The 17636-nt window shown below is 55.1% G+C and carries 18 protein-coding genes; 7 read left to right on the forward strand and 11 right to left on the reverse strand.

Translation table 11 applies throughout. The features are described 5' to 3' along the window. Nucleotides 1-64 precede the first annotated feature (64 nt). Together AB8996_RS03225 and AB8996_RS03230 are read left to right on the forward strand one after the other, a co-directional pair. A complete protein-coding gene (locus AB8996_RS03225) occupies nt 65-991 on the forward strand; it encodes a DUF1848 domain-containing protein (RefSeq protein WP_369297534.1) in 927 nt (308 codons plus the stop codon). 69 nt (nt 992-1060) lie between these two features. Continuing rightward, on the forward strand, nt 1061-1567 hold the full coding sequence (locus tag AB8996_RS03230; RefSeq protein WP_369297535.1) for a flavin reductase family protein: 507 nt from the start codon (nt 1061-1063) through the stop codon (nt 1565-1567). An 83-nt stretch (nt 1568-1650) separates the two neighbouring features. Here the strand turns inward: AB8996_RS03230 and AB8996_RS03235 are convergent, their stop codons facing one another. From AB8996_RS03235 to AB8996_RS03260, 6 genes are all read right to left on the reverse strand, one after another. Continuing rightward, entirely contained in the window at nt 1651-2727 is a 1077-nt protein-coding gene (locus tag AB8996_RS03235; RefSeq protein ID WP_369297536.1) for a hypothetical protein, read from the reverse strand. Beyond that, the gene (locus tag AB8996_RS03240; protein WP_369297537.1) at nt 2728-3525 is read right to left on the reverse strand and encodes a carbohydrate ABC transporter permease; all 798 of its coding nucleotides are present in this window, start codon (nt 3523-3525) and stop codon (nt 2728-2730) included. Beyond that, the gene (locus AB8996_RS03245) at nt 3522-4382 is read right to left on the reverse strand and encodes a carbohydrate ABC transporter permease (protein ID WP_369297538.1); all 861 of its coding nucleotides are present in this window, start codon (nt 4380-4382) and stop codon (nt 3522-3524) included. Before AB8996_RS03245 ends, AB8996_RS03240 begins: the two co-directional genes overlap by 4 nt. A 371-nt stretch (nt 4383-4753) precedes the next feature. Continuing rightward, on the reverse strand, nt 4754-5110 hold the full coding sequence (gene spoVAE, locus AB8996_RS03250; protein WP_369297539.1) for a stage V sporulation protein AE: 357 nt from the start codon (nt 5108-5110) through the stop codon (nt 4754-4756). 89 nt (nt 5111-5199) lie between these two features. Continuing rightward, the gene (locus AB8996_RS03255) at nt 5200-6015 is read right to left on the reverse strand and encodes an HAD-IIA family hydrolase (protein ID WP_369297540.1); all 816 of its coding nucleotides are present in this window, start codon (nt 6013-6015) and stop codon (nt 5200-5202) included. 87 nt (nt 6016-6102) lie between these two features. Continuing rightward, nucleotides 6103-6423 (reverse strand): sigma-70 family RNA polymerase sigma factor, encoded by a 321-nt coding sequence (locus tag AB8996_RS03260; protein WP_369297541.1) that lies wholly within the window; start codon nt 6421-6423, stop codon nt 6103-6105. A gap of 354 nt (nt 6424-6777) precedes the next feature. Here AB8996_RS03260 and AB8996_RS03265 point away from each other — a divergent pair, with 354 nt between their 5' ends. The 4 genes from AB8996_RS03265 (at nt 6778) to AB8996_RS03280 (ending at nt 9946) form a co-directional block, all read left to right on the forward strand. Beyond that, nucleotides 6778-7233 (forward strand): hypothetical protein, encoded by a 456-nt coding sequence (locus AB8996_RS03265; RefSeq protein ID WP_369297542.1) that lies wholly within the window; start codon nt 6778-6780, stop codon nt 7231-7233. Between the two features lie 47 nt (nt 7234-7280). Further along, complete coding sequence (locus tag AB8996_RS03270; protein ID WP_369297543.1) at nt 7281-7916, forward strand: CpXC domain-containing protein; 636 nt, start codon at nt 7281-7283, stop codon at nt 7914-7916. A gap of 45 nt (nt 7917-7961) precedes the next feature. Beyond that, nucleotides 7962-8450, forward strand: coding sequence for a hypothetical protein (locus tag AB8996_RS03275; RefSeq protein WP_369297544.1), 489 nt, complete (start codon nt 7962-7964; stop codon nt 8448-8450). 95 nt (nt 8451-8545) lie between these two features. Then, a complete protein-coding gene (locus AB8996_RS03280; RefSeq protein ID WP_369297545.1) occupies nt 8546-9946 on the forward strand; it encodes a hypothetical protein in 1401 nt (466 codons plus the stop codon). A gap of 63 nt (nt 9947-10009) precedes the next feature. Here the strand turns inward: AB8996_RS03280 and AB8996_RS03285 are convergent, their stop codons facing one another. The 4 genes from AB8996_RS03285 to AB8996_RS03300 form a co-directional block, all read right to left on the reverse strand. Beyond that, complete coding sequence (locus AB8996_RS03285; protein ID WP_369297546.1) at nt 10010-10612, reverse strand: hypothetical protein; 603 nt, start codon at nt 10610-10612, stop codon at nt 10010-10012. A 15-nt stretch (nt 10613-10627) separates the two neighbouring features. Beyond that, complete coding sequence (locus AB8996_RS03290; protein ID WP_369297547.1) at nt 10628-14116, reverse strand: FtsX-like permease family protein; 3489 nt, start codon at nt 14114-14116, stop codon at nt 10628-10630. A gap of 73 nt (nt 14117-14189) precedes the next feature. Continuing rightward, on the reverse strand, nt 14190-14894 hold the full coding sequence (locus AB8996_RS03295) for an ABC transporter ATP-binding protein (protein ID WP_369297548.1): 705 nt from the start codon (nt 14892-14894) through the stop codon (nt 14190-14192). A 136-nt stretch (nt 14895-15030) separates the two neighbouring features. Further along, nucleotides 15031-15564 (reverse strand): tRNA (cytidine(34)-2'-O)-methyltransferase, encoded by a 534-nt coding sequence (locus tag AB8996_RS03300; protein WP_369297549.1) that lies wholly within the window; start codon nt 15562-15564, stop codon nt 15031-15033. 67 nt (nt 15565-15631) lie between these two features. Here AB8996_RS03300 and AB8996_RS03305 point away from each other — a divergent pair, with 67 nt between their 5' ends. Next, nucleotides 15632-15886, forward strand: a complete 255-nt coding sequence (locus AB8996_RS03305) for a hypothetical protein (RefSeq protein ID WP_369297550.1) — start codon at nt 15632-15634, stop codon at nt 15884-15886. 68 nt (nt 15887-15954) lie between these two features. Here the strand turns inward: AB8996_RS03305 and AB8996_RS03310 are convergent, their stop codons facing one another. Next, nucleotides 15955-17592 (reverse strand): MORN repeat-containing protein, encoded by a 1638-nt coding sequence (locus tag AB8996_RS03310; RefSeq protein WP_369297551.1) that lies wholly within the window; start codon nt 17590-17592, stop codon nt 15955-15957. Nucleotides 17593-17636 lie beyond the last annotated feature (44 nt).

Below are 17636 nucleotides of genomic sequence, written 5' to 3' on the forward strand. Positions count from 1 at the left end.
GCTTCCTCCGGCTTGACTTTCCCTCTTTCCCCGATTATACTATCCAAAACGGGGGGGAGAGACGATGATTTTAAGCGCAAGCCGCCGGACAGATATCCCGGCATTCTATGGGGAATGGCTGCTTTGCCGCCTGGAAGCGGGAGAGGTGCTCATTCCCGACCCTTACCGGGCAAAGCACGCCACAAGGCTGCTTTTTTCCCCGGATACGGTGGATCATATCGTGTTCTGGACAAAGAACCCTATTCCGTTCCTGCCGCGCCTGCCGAAGCTTGCCGGGCTGGGCTATCCCAGCTTTTCTTTCCAGTATACTGTCACCGCCTTTGACAAAACCTGGGAGCCTGCCCTGCCGCCGCTTGCAGAGCGGATCGAAGCGTTCCGCTTTCTCAGCGGGACCTTGGGCAGGGAGCGGGTGGACTGGCGGTTTGACCCTATCGTGCTGGACGACGCCCACACCCCTTTCTGGTACGCGGAGCAGTTCGCCCGCCTTTGTCACGACCTTGCGCCGCTGACCACCCGCTGTATTCTCAGCTTTGTGGATCATTACCGGCATCTGGGGAAAAATTTTGCCGAAGCCGCCCCCTCGGAGATCCGCAGGACCGCCGACCTTCTCGCGCCCATTGCCGCGGAATACGGGCTGCCGCTGTTTACCTGCGCCGAGGAGATCGACTTGTCCGGCTGCGGCATTTCCCACGGAGCCTGTATCGACAGGGCGCGCATGGAGCGCCTGCTGGGCTGTGGGCTTACCGCCCAAAAGGACGCCGGGCAGCGCCCCGCCTGCGGCTGCATGGAAAGCGTGGATATCGGCGCGTACAATTCCTGCGGCAACGGCTGTGCCTACTGCTACGCGGTGAAAAACCGGGCCGCCGCCCTGCGGAACCTGCAAGCCCATGACCCTGCGTCGCCCCTTCTGACCGGGCAGCCTTCCCCGGAGCTGATCCTTCGGGAAAAAGCCCCGCCCTCTCTGAAAAACGGCCAGCAGCGTATTTTTTGAAAAAGCGGTTGAATAACTCCGCAGATTCGGGTATCATAGAGAAAAGCAGCAATACAGGAGGAAACAAAAATGAACGAAAAAGCTCTGTACAAAATTACCTATGGTCTTTATGTGGTCTCTGCGGAGGCAGAGGGAAAAAGCAGCGGCTGCGTGGTGAATACGCTGGCGCAGGTCACGTCCAAGCCTGTCCGGCTTTCCGTTGCGGTGAACAAGGACAACCTGACCTGTGAGCTGATTCAAAAAGCCGGGCGCTTTGCCGCCGTTGCGCTGGATCAGCGCGCGGACCTGCCCTTTATCGGCAAATACGGCTTCCGCTCCGGGCGGGACGCGGAAAAGTACGACGGCGCTTCCACAGTCCGTGACGCCGCCGGAATGCCCTACTGCTGGGAAAACGCCTGCGCCCGCTATAGCTGCCGTCTCATCAATACGCTGGACCTGGGCACCCATATCCTGTTTATCGGTGAAGCGGAGGAAATGGAGGTCCTCAGCGAGGAAGAGCCATTGACCTATCCCTATTATCGTACCGTCATAAAAGGCGGCACACCGAAAAACGCCCCTTCCTATCAGGAAAAGTAAGCGTTTTGTAAAAATGCAAAAGCAAGCTCCCCCGGAATTTCCGAGGGAGCTTTTGTCATGCTTTCATAACGTTTCAGCCGCGCTTACAGCGTGGTATCCGCCGCTGCTTTTTTCTTTTTCCTGCTTGCGCTGTTCTGCGCCAGCCTGTGTTCCAGCAGAATAATGGCAATGGCTGCCGCTGCGCCCGCGCCGGCAATGGCAAAGAAGACGGCGGTTATAGTGTTGGCATGATTTATCAAATCGGCGGCAGGCTGGCTGCCGGAGGCGGAAAGCTCCCGCAGGGCGCCGAAGATTTCCGAAAACTCCCGGTTGTAGTAGCCGAAATCCGTAATGGTACGCTGGGGCAGCAGGGAGGAGGGGAGCTGAATGGCTTTCAGCAGGAAGAACGCGCCTGCTGTCATTGCCGCAGCCAGAAAAATATTTGTCAGAAGCAGCCTTCGGTTGCGCTTCGGCGCTTTCGCCAGCCAGCAGGAGACCGCCCACAGTGCCACGGTAACCAGCAAAATCACGATTAGCACGGCAAGCAGGGGAAGCTGATCCAGAAACCGCTCAGTTTCCAGCAGGCTGAAAAAGCTTTTGTCCGTCAGCCCGGCGTTGCCTTTCGCCTCCTCCGGCGCAACTGTCACCGGGTTTTCCCAATAAATTTTTGACGCTGCCTGCTCCGCGAAGAAGGGCAGTTGAGAGTTTTTCACAGAGATGAGCAGGGCGCTGTCCGTCTGGGCTTCCACCGCGCTTTTCCTGGGAAGCTCCTTGACCTCCGGGCGCTCGCCGTAGCAGGTGACGAGCCAGTAATCATCGCTCTTTTCCCGCTTTGCCTGGGTTTGCAGTAAATCGCCCGAGGTGAACGGGCGGGTGGAAAACTGTACAAAATCCGAAGAGGTGGGCGACAGGATGCCGCCCTCAGGTCTGAGGAAGTAGCTGTCGGGAGAAACCTCCTGCGCCCGTGTGCCGCTTTCCCAGCCGCTGCCCTCCACCGCCTGATAAAGATGAGCGCCGTTCTGGTCGTAAAACAGCGTGTCCTCGGTCAGCACCATGTCCCTGCTGGGCTTTGTCAGCACCACCAGCGGTATCATTTCTTCCTCCACCCGGGCGGACAAAAAGGTCGTCATCAGCAGCGCCCAGAACAGCAGGCTGAAAATACAGATCGCATTCTTTTTCATTTATTTCACCTCCGCAAGGGTGATGCCCTCTACCAGCTCCTTGTTGAAGCAGGTAAAGAGGAACAGCGGCGGGAACGCCGCCAGCACACAGCAGACCAGCTGGATAGAGGGGTCCGCCGGCGGCGCGTACGCCAGCGCCACAGAGAGGGGATAGCTCTCAAAATCTTTCAGATAGGCAATGGGCTGCTCCACCATGTTCCAGCCGTCTAAAAAAGAAAGCAACAGGGTGCACACCAGCCCGCTCTTATTCATGGGCGAGGCAATGCTCACAAGGATCCTGGGAATGCCGCAGCCGTCCAGCATGGCGGCGTCGATGATGCTGTCCGGGATCGAGCGGAAGCTCTGGGTCAGGATAAACGTTCCCAGCGGGGCGAAAACAGCGGGCAAAATCAGCGCCGCGTATGTATTGAGCAGCTTCAGATTGTCCAGCATGATGTAGTTCGGCACCAGCGTCACCTGAATGGGCAGCAGCATGATGATCATGGTGCAGAAGAACAGCAGGTCGCTGCCGGGGAATTTTATTTTCGCAAAGCCGTAGCCCGCCAGTATAGACACCAATAGCTGCCCCAGCGCGATACACAGGCAAATGCCAAGGCTTACCCAGAAGCGGTTCAAATACTGGGCGGAGCCCAAAAACACATCATAGTAGGAAAGCAGGGAAAATCCCGCGTCTTCCCGGAAAAAGCTGCAAAACAGCACATAGGCAAAGGGCGCCAGGGAGACGATGGAAACCAGCAGGGCGAAAGCCGTGCCAACGCCCAGCATGAGCTTCTGCTTCTTTTTGATGCCCATGCTCATAACGACACCTCCTTTTTCTTCACGAAGCGATAGAAAAAGGCGAAGAATACCAGCACTACCAGCAGCAACAGGATAGACGCCACCGACAGCTTGGCATAGTTCATGTTCTCAAAGCTGTTATTCAGGAAGTGCTGCAGCATATACAGGTCCGCGTTGGGGTGCCTGCCGCCAATCAGCAGGATCTCCCGGAAGCACTTGAAGGCGTTGATGACGGAGAATACCAGCGCAAAGAACACGGAATACCACATCTGCGGCGTGGTAATGTAGCGGAATTTCTGCCAGGCGGAAGCCCCGTCCAGATCGGCGGATTCATACTGCTCCCCGGGAATGGTGATAAGCCCTGCCAGCAGTAAAATGGCGCTGTAGCCCATGTTCTTCCACAAATACAGCAGCACCACGATCCAGAACGCCATCGGTCCGCTGAGCAGGTCGGACACGGGAATGCCCATGGCGGCGACTATGCGGTTCCACAGCCCCGTTTCGGCGAAGATAACGTCCACCAGCAGCACCGTGCCCGCGACCGGCATCACGTAGGGGAACAGGAACACGGATTTCAGCAGCTTGTGCTTATCCGCCTGCTTCTGCATCAGCAGGGCGGTCAGATAGGCGAGCGCCATGATAAGCGGCAGCCCTACCGCCAGGAACCGCAGGGAATTTCCAAACGCCTGCCGGAAGGTGTCGCTTTTCATGATCTCCAAATAGTTATCGATCCCGGTGAAAACCATGGCGTCTCCCGTGCCGGAGGTAAAAGAATACCGCATGACCAGCAGGAATGGGAAAGCGTAAAATAAAATGCACCCCGCCATCAGCGGCGCGATCAGCAGATATCCCTTCAGCGCTTTTTTTGTCTTACTCATCATTGACACCCCTTCACGGTGCGAATTTTGGCGACTTCCTGTCCGGCGTGTTTTGGGGGAACGCAGCTCTGAGCTTTTCTCTCCCGGTTGGCGGGAAATCCACAGCGACAGAGGGAAAAGGAAAACCGAAAATCAGCAGGGCAGTTCCAGGATCATTTTATGCGGTCTGTACGTGATTTAACTTTTCCGGCAGGACAGGCGCTCTTTTCTGTGTGGAAAAGAGCTAACAAACAGACAACACTTATTTTTAATACATTTCATTTTAACAGCAGGGAAGAGAAACGTCAAGTGCATTTTTCCTTTAACAGTAATTTCTAAAAAGTGCCGGAGCTATGCTCCGGCACTGGAAGAACAGATTTATATGGGACGTGTTACGACTTATCCTTGGGCTTTGCCAGCAGCGCCGCCAGATAGCCAAAAAAGACCGCGGCGGCGGTCCCGGCGGCTCCGGCGGTAAAGCCCCCGGTGAAAATGCCGAGGATACCCTTTTCGTGCACCGCTTCTTTCACGCCCTCCGACAGCGCCCAGCCGAACCCGGACAGGGGGACGGTCGCCCCGCAGCCGGCGAAGTCCACCAAAGGCTTGTACATCCCTACCGCGCCCAGCACCACGCCCAGCGTGACGTACAGCACCATGATACGGGCAGGCGTCAGCTTCGTCAGGTCGATCAAAAGCTGACCGATGACGCAGATCAGCCCGCCTACCCAAAAGGCATTGAGATATTCCATAAAACCGCTCCTTCGCTTTTTGCTCTGCCGCTAGTGTGCGCAAAATGCAGGGCACTATGCACTTTTGCAAAAAGCCGGGGAGGTTTCGATTACAGATTTTCAGAAAGCAGCTCCGTAAGCTCTCCCAGATCGCGGACGGTGAAATCCGGCTGCACATCGCTTGCCGCCAGCAGCGCCGGGGTGGTTTCGCCGCTCATCACTAAAATAGAGGTGACCTCTGTCCCCGCCGCCACGGCAATGTCCGTATAGAGCCGGTCGCCGATCACAGCCAGCTCCGATTCCCGGCAGCCGGTGCGGCGCAGCAAATAGGAAAGGGTGTGGCGGGAGGGCTTGCCGAAAAATTCGCACTGCACCCCGGTGGAAGCCTTTACCAGCGCCGCCATAGAGCCGCAGTCCGGGATAAACCCGTTTTCCACCGGGCAGTTAAAGTCCGGGTTCACGCCGAAAATGGGCTTTCCCGCCCGCACGAACCCACAGGCTTTGGACAATTTTTCATAGGTAAGCGTGGTGTCGAAGCCCAGCACCACATAGTCCGGGTCGGTGGCGTCAAGGGCAACGCCTGCTTTTTGAAAATCCTCCAGAAGCAGGGGGGTGCCCACCACATAGGCGCGCTCCCCGGGGTGGTTCTCCAAAAGCCATTCCAAAATCACGCTGTTTGAGATCATCATTTTTTCCGCCGGGATCTCAATTCCCATGCGCCCCAGCTTCTCCAGATATGCTTCCCGGTTTTTGGAGCTGTTATTGGTGAAAAAGCAGAAATCCTTTCCTACCGCCTGAACGCGTTCTAAAAAGCCGACCGTAAAAGGGAACAGCCGCTCTCCCAGATAGATGGTCCCGTCCATGTCCAGCACAAACATTTTGATGTGCCTTAGCCGATTTATCAGCGCGTCCCGCTCCCTGGTCATCGTGAAATTCCTCTCCTTGCCCGAATGGTGAAAAACTTTTTTCTTCCACGATTATACAGGATTTTTCCCCGCCTGTACAGCGGGAAATCAATTTTCCCCCGCGCCGAGTTTCCTGCCGACCTCGCCATAGCTCACCGCCCGCCCCAGCCGCCGCTTTGCCCGCTGCAAATGCCTGCAAACGGTGGACTTGGAAACGCCCAGCCGTTTTCCTACCGCCTCCTCCGTCAACCCCTCGTAAAAATAGAGCTGTACGCATTCCAGCTGCCGCTGGGTCAGCTCCTGAGCAATGGCGCTGCGCAGCACAGCCTTCGCCACCTGCAAATTTCCCAGATTTGTGGATTCTTCCGTGCCGTCCTCCTGTCCCAGCGCATTTTGCAGCATGTCATAGCTGAAAAGCTTCACCGCCATTTTCATCATCTTCCTTTCGACCGTCTTGTGAAATTTTTTCTTTCTTCAGTCGGCTGCGCACTTGAAAAAACGCTTTTTCCATACTGAAAATTTTTGTAATCACATAGGGTCCTAAGCACGATATCAGAACTTATGTTCTATATTATAGGATAGCAGGAAAACAGAAAAAATGCAAGCTTTTGTACAGTGTTGGGTAAAATCTGCAATTTCCCAAAATAGGGGCTGTTATTTTTCCCGGAATTGCGTTATAATACTTTCCAGAAGATATTTTCAAAGCTGCGGCTGGGCTGCCGGGAGGCGCGGGAAAAGGATCGGCTCCCCACGTGCCCGCCGCAGAGGAAAGGTGTGTATCATATGAAATTTCTGGAAAGTATCGGAAAAGCGGTGGGGGACGCCGCCAGCTACCTGGGGGAGAAAAGCCGTAAAACTGCGTACCTCAACCGTATCCGCACGGTGATCCGCTGTGAGGAAAAGGCGGCGGAAAAGGAATACCTCGCTCTGGGGCGCTATTATTACAATAATCTGCGGGATCGGAACAACCCTGCCACCGAGGTCCACTGCGCGGAGCTGGAAGCCATTGAAACGCGTATGGAAAAGGCGCTGAACCAGCTGGAGCAGTTCTATCAGGCGGACAATTCCGTCATCGACGCGGCTCTTGCCCCGGAGGAGGAGCGGGAAGAAATTTCTCTGGACGACGTGGCGTGCTTCGATCATGACCCTGTTTCCGAGCCCGCGGCAGACGATGGCGAGGAAAAGCCGGAAGCTCCGGCAGCTTCCAACGAAAATGACGATCTGCCCTTTGAGGGCTGATTTCCGTCTCGATGCGAGACGAAACCTGTGTGAGAGGAAATGTGGGAATGTCAACGGAAATCGTAAAGGACATCATTTGTCCCCAATGTGGGGAATCGCAGAAATACCAGCTGTTTTCCAGCATCAACAGCAGGGAGAACCCGGATTTCAAACAGCGCATTCTGGAAGAAACGCTGTTTGACTGGCGCTGCAAGCGCTGCAATTACTTTGCCGCCATGGCGTATCCCTTTATCTACACCGATCCCGTGGCGGGCTATGTGATAAGCACCGCTCCTTTGGGCACCAACGGCGCGGTAGAGCCTACGGAAGCGGTGAAGGACTATGTCAAGCGCAGCGTGAAGAATCTTGCCGAGCTGAAAGAAAAGATACTCATTTTTGACGCCGGGTACGACGACGTGGCGGTAGAGCTGGTGAAGAACGCCCTCTGCGGCATTATCAAAAACACTTATAAGGTCAGCCGGGTGCACGCTTATTTCAGCCGGATCAACGAGAAGGACGGGGAGATGGAGTTCGCCATTTTCCTGCCCCGAAAGACCGAGCCCGTGTACCACTCTACCAAACTGGACGTGTATAAGCAGTCCCAGGAGGTCCTGCGCACGCTGGACTTTGTAGACCCGGAGGGCTTCATTCGGGTAGACGCCAAGCTTGCCCGGCAGATCATTGCCGATTATCAGAATATTTGATTTCCTGCGGCGTATCTGCGATCTTGTACTTTGAAAAGAAAAGCTTTGTCGAAGCGTGTCGAACGAAACTGCGAAAATTTTCCAGTTTTTGTTGACAGCTTTCCTATTATTTGGGAAAACAGCCAGAAGAGAACTTGTGTGAAATTCCTAAAAGAAAAATTTCGCTGTGTCTATTTTCCAGAAAGGGCGCAGTACCGCGGTTCCTGGTATCACAAACTGCTTTCTTCGTTCCGACTTTCATTACAAAAAATAAAAAAGAGAGGAACGATGTACATGCAAGCAAAGAAAATCCTGTCCCTGCTGTTGGTGCTGGCGCTGGCTCTGGCGATTTTTGCCCTGCCCGCTGCCGCGGAAACCCACGACCATGACGGCTGCGCCGATTGCGCCGCCGAAAGCGTCATTCTCCGCAGACCGCCGATTTACCAGGTCGTTTGCCCTCGCTGTGATAGACTTTGTGATTATCAGGGTGTTTATCAAGGCGCACATCGCTATGTATGTGGTAAATGCGGATGGTTTACAGATTTGTATTATTAACGGCAAGCGGAAGAATAAAAATTTAACAAGTCAAAATGGCTGGATTCTGATGGATTCAGCCATCTTTTATATTTTCCGAGGTGGGGTAGAGACTTATGAAATTTTACCAAACTGGAAAAAGATTTATTGCAATACTCTGTGCTGTACTTTTGTTCAGTGGTCTTAGTTTTGGTTGCCAAAAAGCGGAGCAGCACCAGAAAATCTGGATTTTCTGCGATTGGAACGCTGAGGGACCATTTCAGGGAACGTACCGCATAACGGAGAAAGAAGTGTTTCTTAATTATATTTCATATTTGACAGAGCTGCCAAAAGAAGACATTGTTCTGGAATTTCTTCCGCTGGAAAATTCTGAACGCTCTGCACGGCTCAGTGCGCTGCGAACAGAAATTATGGCTGGAGGAGGACCAGACGTCTTTTTCTTGTCCTGTTCTCTGCCCGGGTGGGGAGCTGGCTTTCAAAAAGCTGCTACCTCCTTTGATGTTTCTTCAAATTATGAGATTGCCGAAAGACTTTTTCCCGATGTGCAGGCTGCGATGGGAAATAAAATTTTTTTGCCGTTAGACGATCGGATAAAAAATGCGTCTTGGTTGGATATTTCTTTGTTGACGCCCACGCTCTTGAATGCCGGAAAGACAGAAGAGGGGCAGCAGGTGCTGCCAATTACCGTTACTTTCCCTATTACTGTATATGAGCAGGAAAGCGGCGAATTAAAACCGTCTCAGAAAATTGAGCAGCATAGTCTGGCGGTGGCTGCAAAGCAACAATTTGCAGACTTGTTTGGACAGCTGGCGGATTACTCGCAGAATAATCTGTTATTTTCTAAAAAAGAACTGCTGGATACAGTGAAACATAATTTGATGTTGGATAAACAATATCTCTCAGATAAAGCTGATTCTGACGGATTTCTCACCCAATATTTTTTATCTTACTGTGACATGGGGGAGTGGAACTATCAGGATTACGATTTGCAGCCAGAGCAAAAAACAGGATTGCAAGACTTTTGTCCTGTCCAGAATACAGAAGGCGGCGTGACTGCTGCTGTCACAGCATATGCCGGTGTTAATCGCAATACAAAACACCCTGAGTCAGCTTTTCGCATAGTGGAATTTCTGTTTCGAGACGATGTTCAGACAGCATTAGGGCGAAATACAATGATAAGCTGGGGTCGCTGTGAAGATTCTTTGGAAGAAACGGAACGGGAACTGCAAACATTCTTGCTTGCGGGGTGCTATGGTGTCCCTGTTCGGGGAGATTTAATGCAAGATTGGAAACACAGTTTTTGCCAGCGCAATTTGCACGATCCGAATGCTGCGGAGATGTTTTCAAAATACACTGCCCTGCGGAACGAAGTGACCCACGCGCGGTTCTACGGTGCATTGGACGCGGAGCTGCAAGCCATGTACGAAGCCTGTCTGGAAGCAAAAACCGACGAAGAAATTGAAAAAATCGTCTCCAAAGCCTATGACACCATGGAAATGATTCTGGCGGAATCGTAGCGCGATTTGCCAAACATAAAAAAACACCCGCGGCTTTTTGCAGAAAGACCGCGGGTCCATTTTTTATTGGAGCGTACAGGTGCTTTCCAGCTTCTCTAAAATCTGCTCCATCACCTGTTCCCGGTTCCGGGAGGTTTCATAGCAGGGGAGACCGTAGGTCTCACACTGAGAGTGGAACAGCTTGCTTTGCTCTACCAGGTATTCACAGCCCTCCATGCGCTCCTCATCGGAAAGATAGTAGGAATAATCCTGGGGCGTGTCAAATTCCTTTTGTATCTGGAACCGTTCCTCAGGGGTCACGTCCCCGGTGACAAGGTACAAAATGTCGCAAAGCTCCTTGTCGATGTACTTTTCGTAATCCTCCGGCAGCAGCTGGTACATATCAATGACCATGGGCTCGTTCAGCTCGTCGTATTCGTCCATGCTCATCATTGCCCGCAGAAAGGGCGCCATTTTCCGGCTGATGGTAAACAGGATCTCTTCCGAGGATTTGGGCGCGTTTGTGTCCACGCCCGTTTCCGGGAAGCATTGCTCGAACCCGGCAATGATGGAGTCCATGCTGATATGCTGGTAGCCGAATTTCCGGGAGACCCGCCGGGCAAGGGTGCTTTTTCCCGCCCGGGGCACCCCGGTGATGATCAAATGTTTTCTTGGTATTTTAGGCATAATTTTTCCTTTCGTTTATTCCGGCGCTTTCATGGATTCCACCATGCTGATTTTTTTCAGCTTGCGGTGCATGACAAGGTTGACCAAAACGCTGAAGAATATGGTCAGCAAAGCGGACCACACGTAGCTCATCGGGAACACGGTCCGCCCGAACATGACCATGTCAAGCTCCGCCGTGCGGATCACGAATTGGTGCAGGAAAATCCCCAGCACCAGCCCCACCGCCGCGCCCAGCACCGTGAGGATCGCGTTTTCCCGGTAGATGTAGGCGGACACTTCTACATCGTAGAAGCCCAGCACCTTGATGGTGGCGATCTCCTTGACCCGCTCGCTGATATTGATGTTGGTCAAATTGTAAAGCACCACAAACGCCAGCGCCCCGGCGCAGATGATAATTACGGCAATGATGGAATTGATCCCCTGAATGCTGTTCGCAAAGCTGGCGGAAAGCTCGGTGGTAAACCGTACCGCCGCCACGTCCCGGCAGTTCAGCAGCCCGGTGGAGAGGGCGTCCTCATCCTCCCGGCTGGTGGTTTCCGGCAGCTTGCCCAGCACCATGTTGTTTTCCACCGCCTGCCCAAAGGCTTTTTCGTAAGCGGCAGGGGAGAGATACAGGTAATGCATGGCATAGTTTTCACAGATTCCTGTGATCGTCAGGGTGGCTTCCCGGTTGTCCTGATTTGTCAGGGTGATGGCGTCGCCCACCTTCCAGTGCTGCCGCTCCGCCAGCTTTTCCGTGATGATGACGGAATCCTCCTCAAATGGAACGGGCTGGTGGTCGCTCCGGCGGCGGAACGTAAAATATTCGGACATGGCGGCTACATCGGACGGCGTGCAGATGGTGATGCTGTCCGCAGACGCGTTCTTTTTCGGAACGATCTTTCCCTCCTCCTGCATGACGGGCAGGTACCCGGAAACCTTTTCCGTGTCGGACAGCAGCTTTTTCAGCTCCCGCCCCTCCAGCGCGCTTTCGTCCTTCAGCGCCACCATCATCTGGTACTGGTTCAGCTCATCATATTGCAGCGTCACGATATGGGCGACGGAATCGTTCACGCCAAACCCTGTCACCAGCAGCGCGGTACACCCGGCTATGCCGATAATGGTCATGAAGAACCGCTTTTTATAGCGGATCAGATTCCTCGCCGTGACCTTCTGCGTAAACTTCAACCGCTTCCACAGAGGCGTGATATATTCCAGGAAGACCCGTTTTCCGGCTTTGGGCGCTTTGGGCAGCATCAGCTGTGCCGGCACGGCTTTCAATTCCGCCCGGCAGGCGCTGAAGGTCGCCGCCAGCGTGCAGAGGACCGCCGTCAACGAGGAGAACAGGGCATAGGGCAGGTTGAAGGGCGTTAGCGCTTTCGGGATATCGTACATGATATTGTAGGCGGTAATGATGATATAGGGGAACAGCCGCAGCCCCACCGCCAAGCCGAAAATGCTGCCCGCAATGCTGGCGCAGGCGGCATACAGCAGATATTTGACGGCGATTTTCCCGGAAGAGTAGCCCAGCGCTTTCATGGTGCCGATCTGCTGGCGCTCCTCCTCCACCATGCGGGTCATGGTGGTCAGCGCTACCAGCGCCGCCACCAGAAAGAAGAAAGCGGGGAACACGGCGGCGATGGCTCCGATTTTATCCGCGTTGGAATCGTAGCTGGAATACCCGGCGTTGTCTTCTCTGGTAAAGAGGTACCATTGTCCTTCTTCCAGCTCGCGGACTTTGCTTTCCGCGTCCTTGATCTGTTCTTCCGCGTCCGCCAGCTTTTCGTCGGCTTCCGCCTTGCCTTCTTCATATTCTTTGCGCCCGTCCTCCAGCTTTTTCCGGGCGTCGGCAAGCTGTGCAATGCCGTCCTCATACTGGGCACGGGCGTCGGCAAGCTGCGCCTCGCCGGAAGCAAACTGCCCCTGCGCGGCGATTTGCGCCTGCCGCAGGGCGGCGGCGTTTTTATCCAGCTCCGCTTTCTGCGTGTTCAACTGCTCCTGCTGTTCTTCCAGCGGCTTGCTCTGTACCGCCAGCTCCTTGTAGGCGGCGTCCAGCTGCTCCTGCGCGGCGTCCAGCTCTTCTTCCTGCTGCTGGCACTGGGCTTTCCCGGCTTCCAGCTCCGTCCGCGCCTGCACGCTGTCCGTGCCCTGGGCGGCGAGGGCTTCCAGCCCGGCTTTCAGGGGGGCGAACTGCTCCGCCACATCGGGGTGCAGCACTTCTAGCTGCGCCAGCGCCGCCAGCGTTCCCCGGTCGGAAATGTCCTCAGAGGGCAGCCCCACCACAGCGGCGGCTTGCCAGAAAGTGGCTTTCCCCGCGTCGATGCCGTCCAGCAGCTGTTCCGTTTCCTCCAGCTGGTTTTTTGCCGCCAGAAGCTGCTTTCTGCCGTCGTCCAGCTTTTTCTGGTTTTCGTCCAGCGGCGCGCGGACGGCGTCGATCTGCTTTTTTGCTTCGTCCAGCTTTGCTTGATACTCCTGTATCTGCCGGTAGCCGCTGTCGATCTTCTCCTGCGCGGAAGCGGTCTGAGACCGATACTCTGCCCGGCTGTCGTTCAAATTTTGCTGGTCCCGGTCGATCTCCGCCTTGGCGTCGGCAAGCTTTTTCTCATTGTCCGCGATCTCCTGTTCGCCATCGTCCAATTCCTTTTTCGCGTCGGCAAGTTCCTGCTCCGCCTCCGCTTTTTTGTCCTCATATTCCTTTTTGGCGTCCGCCAGCTTTTCGTTGGCTTCGTCCACGATCTCATGATACCGAATGTCCGCTCGTTCTTCCCCAAGGGTCTCCAAGAGTTCTGCGGCGGCGTCAGCTTTTTCCTGATACGCGTCGCTGAACGCGCCCAGCTCCTTCGCGCCCTCCAGCGTGACATAGAACCCTGTGTACACGTCCCGGTCAAAGGTCTCGTCCGGCGTGTAGAGGATCAGCCCCACTGTGCCCGTGCCCACTGTGGTGTGTTCCTGCTCCATGGAAAGATAGAGGGAGCTTTTCGCCATGCCCACTACGGTCAGGGGGGAGGACAGCCCGCTTTCGCTTTCCTCATCGTCGTCTTCGCTTTCGTCCTGTTCGGGGGTCAGGGTCTGCCCGACCCAGTCCTGCTTTACCCCCAGGGTCTTTGTCTGGATCGCCACACACTCTCCCGGCTTTTCCGGCATCCTGCCGCTTTGCAGGAGAATGGTGTTCATGGCGGGGTCGTTTTCCGTGGGCAGGGAATGCACCCGGGTGGTCAGGGAATCGCCCTCCGAGGTCAGCAGGACCAGATCCTCGTCGTGTACGGGCAGCACGTGCTCCACACCGTCCGTCTGCCGGACAAGCTCCAAATCTTCTTCCGTCAGGCCCAGGGTGGAGACGACCCGCAGGTCGTACATATCGGTGTCTTTATAATAGCTTTCAGCGGAAAGGCGCATATCAATAGGCGCAGAAAGCAGTCCCGCCAGAAACCCGACCCCCAGCGCCACAATGGCAAAAATGGCAAGAAAGCGGGATAGCGAGCTTTTGATGGTGCGCAAAATATTTTTCCGATAGCTCGTGTTCAAGCGGCGGTCTCCTTTCCGAATTTCTCTGGTCCTAACATGACCGGCAATTCCTGCGGAACAGGGAAAGCCTGATTTACCATTCGATCTCTTCCACCGGGGTGGGGTGGGCGTTCACCTCATTGGAGATGACCTGCCCGCTGTTTATGCGGATCACCCGATCCGCCATGGCGGTCAGCGCGCTGTTGTGGGTGATGACCAGCACGGTCCGCCCGGTGCTCCGGCAGGTGTCCTGCAGCAGCTTCAGTACGGATTTCCCCGTCTTGTAGTCCAGCGCGCCGGTGGGCTCGTCGCACAGCAGGATTTTCGGGTTCTTTGCCAGCGCCCTGGCAATGGAGACCCGCTGCTGCTCGCCGCCGGAAAGCTGTGCCGGGAAATTTTTCAGACGGTCGCCCAGCCCCACGCCCTTCAGCGTTTCGGCAGCGTCCAGGGGCTTCCGGCAGATCTCGCTTGCCAGCTCCACATTTTCCAAAGCCGTCAGGTTCTGCACCAGATTGTAGAACTGGAACACGAACCCAACGTCGTACCGCCGGTAGGTGGTCAGCTGCTTCGGGGTGTAGGCGCTGATCAGCTCCCCGTCCAGCAGGATTTTTCCCTCGTCACAGGTATCCATGCCGCCCAGCATATTGAGCACGGTGGTTTTTCCCGCCCCGGAGGGACCCACAATAATGCAGAATTCGCCTTTTTCCACAAAGAAGCTGATGTGGTCCGCCGCAGCGATCCTGTTTTCTCCCATGGTGTAATATTTGCATACGCCGTCAAATTCGATAAAATGAGCCACGCAGCTGTCTCCTTTCCGAGGGTGCCGATGATAAGGATAGTATAAACAATAAATTTTACGAAAGTATGAAGTTGCGCCCCGCTTTTTTCGGGAAGCCTTCCCTGAGCTTTCCATGCAAAACGGCGAAGCGCCCTGCTCACAAAAATTCCGAGCCGGGCTTTCTCTGCTTTGCGGCAGCCCAGTCAAATTCCCGCAGCTCGCCTTTGCAGGAAAGCGCCGGAAAGTCCCATTGCCGCAGCACCTCAAATACGCCGATGGCAACGGAATTGGATAGGTTTAAGCTTCGGGCGCTGTCCATCATGGGAATGCGCACACAGCTTTCCCTGTGCTCAAACAGCAAACGCTCCGGCAGCCCGGCGGATTCCTTCCCGAAAAAAAGATAGCAGTTGTCGGGGTAGGAAATATCGGTGTAACGGTTCTGGGCTTTTGTGGAGAAAAAGTAAAACGCCCCTGTGTTTTTTGCAAAGAAATCGGATAAGCTATCGTAATAGGAAAGGGTCAAATACTGCCAGTAATCCAGCCCGGCATGGCGCAGCTTTTTGTCCTCCGGCAAAAAGCCCATGGGACCCACAAGGTGCAGCGCCGCCCCGGTGACCGCGCAGGTGCGGGCGATATTCCCGGTGTTTTGGGGAATTTCCGGCTCGACCAGAACAATGTTCAAATTTGACAAAAGAGACACACCTTTCTATTGCTCGGAAAGAACTTTTTTCGCATAAACAAAGGAGGAAGCGGGAATCATGGAAGTGAAAGCAGTGCTGAAGCTGCTCAAATGTATTCTGATTTTGTGGAGGTTCAAAATAATGGCGAAGCAGGTAATGAACGTGGCAAAGGGCATCGGCATGGGCGTGCTGGCAGGCGCGGCGGTAGCGGCGATCGGTACGAAAGCCATGAACGGCACGCACAAAAAGGCAAAGGTCATGAAAAAGAACGCCGGAAAAGCGATCCACACCGTCGGGAACCTGATCGGCGACGTGGAGAAAATGCTGAAGTAAAGTTCTTTGAAAAAATCCTTTTCTGCAAAGAAAAGGATTTTTTCATGGGAAAAAGCTTCCCACCGCTGTCAGTTGTGGTCCGGCGGGGCGCCTGCAAAGGGATCGGCAGTCTCCATATCCCGCTGCTTCTGGTACAAAATGCCGTTGTGGTACTTGTCGTCCTTCCATTCGCCGTCAAAGACGATGGCGCCGTTTAAGTCAAATTCCGTGCCGTGCCCGCTGCGTTTGCCGTCCTTCCAGCCGCCGTAATACAGCAGGTTTCCGTTTGCATCGAAAGCGGCGCCCAGCCCGGCAGGCTCGCCGTCCTCCCATTTGCCCACAAATATCGTGCCGTCCGCCTGGCGGAAGGAGACCCCGGCGCCCTGTTTTTTGCCGTTTATCATGTGCCCGCCGTAGCGGAGGTTCCCGTCCTTGTCGAACAGGGAAATAAACCCGCCCGGCTGCCCGTTTTCCCATTTCGCAATGTGCAGGGCATGGTCGCTTTCCCGGAAGGAAACGCCCAGGCCGTCCCGCTTGTCGTTTTTCCAGAAGCCCGCGTAGCACAGGCTGCCGTTTTTGTAAAAATGAGAGCCAAAGCCCTCCCGCTTGCCGTCCAGATATTCCCCGCGGTATACCGCCGTTTCGCCGGTGGTCTTCCTCTCTGCGGGAACAGCTTTTTCCGGCGGGACCACCTGCCCGTTCTGCACCTCGTAATGCTCTGCCTTTGGGGTGGAAGCTTCCACCGGCTGTACCTCGCCGTCGGCGATGACCGCCGCGATCTCCCCGGCGTTCTCCAGTCCCGCCGCCTTTCTGGCAGCCTGCAGGATCTGCTTTTCCCGGGAAATGGGAGTTTCCGCCGCAGGCTGCTCTTCCAGGGCGGGCACATCGTGGAATTCCTCCGTATCCGTGTTGTCCGGCGGGGAGGGGAGGGCGGCGGCTTCCGCTGTTTCCTGTCCCGGCTCCACCCTGGCGTATTCCTCCAGGCTGGTAAAGGTCACGGCCGTTTCTTCCTCGCCGGGCTCGGCGGCAAGGGCGCCGTCCCTGATCTCCCAGGCGGGCATCAGCATGATGGTGCCATCTTTGATCTCGTCCAGCGCCACCTTCCGCGCCTGCGCTTCCTTTTTGGGGCAGTAGCAGAACTCTCCCTCCGCTGTGGAAACGATCAGCATGGGTTCGCCGAATTTTGCGTTGACGATGCTCTGCTCCGCCGTGCCCGCAAGATAGGGCAGAGGGTGCAGCTCCGTAGAGCGGTAGCGCTTCTGCTCCGCGTCCCGGTCAAAGCGCTCGATCACGTCGAAAGCGTCCTTTGGCTTAAAAATGATCTGGGCAGTGGAACTGTTCCACGGCTCGTAATATTCCGATTTCAGCCAGACCTGGTTCCTGTTGAAAAACACCCGGCTGGTGATGATGCCCCGAAAGTCCCGATAGACCACGGAATAGCCGTTGCGCTGGTCGAAGGCTTCCTCCAGCGCCACTTTCCCGGCGGATTTTTTCCAATACAGCCCATGGCGGTACAGCTTGCCCTTCAGCTTCCCGTCGAAGCCCTTGATGACCTCGCTTTTTCCCACCCGGACGGTCTTCCTGCCGTTTGTGAAGAATTTTTTCCGCGCGGCGGCAAGCTCTCCCTGCAAGCTGTCCAGATTGTCCCGCTCCGGGAAGCAGACGCTGTATACATTGCGTCCCAGCAGGCTGGAACCCATTGCGGTGGTCGTATTACTGTGATCCATAGCGATTCTCCCATTCCCAAATAGAGATATGCTCTTGATATAGC

It is taken from the genome of uncultured Neglectibacter sp., from assembly GCA_937958185.1.
Lineage (GTDB): Bacteria > Bacillota > Clostridia > Oscillospirales > Acutalibacteraceae > Acutalibacter.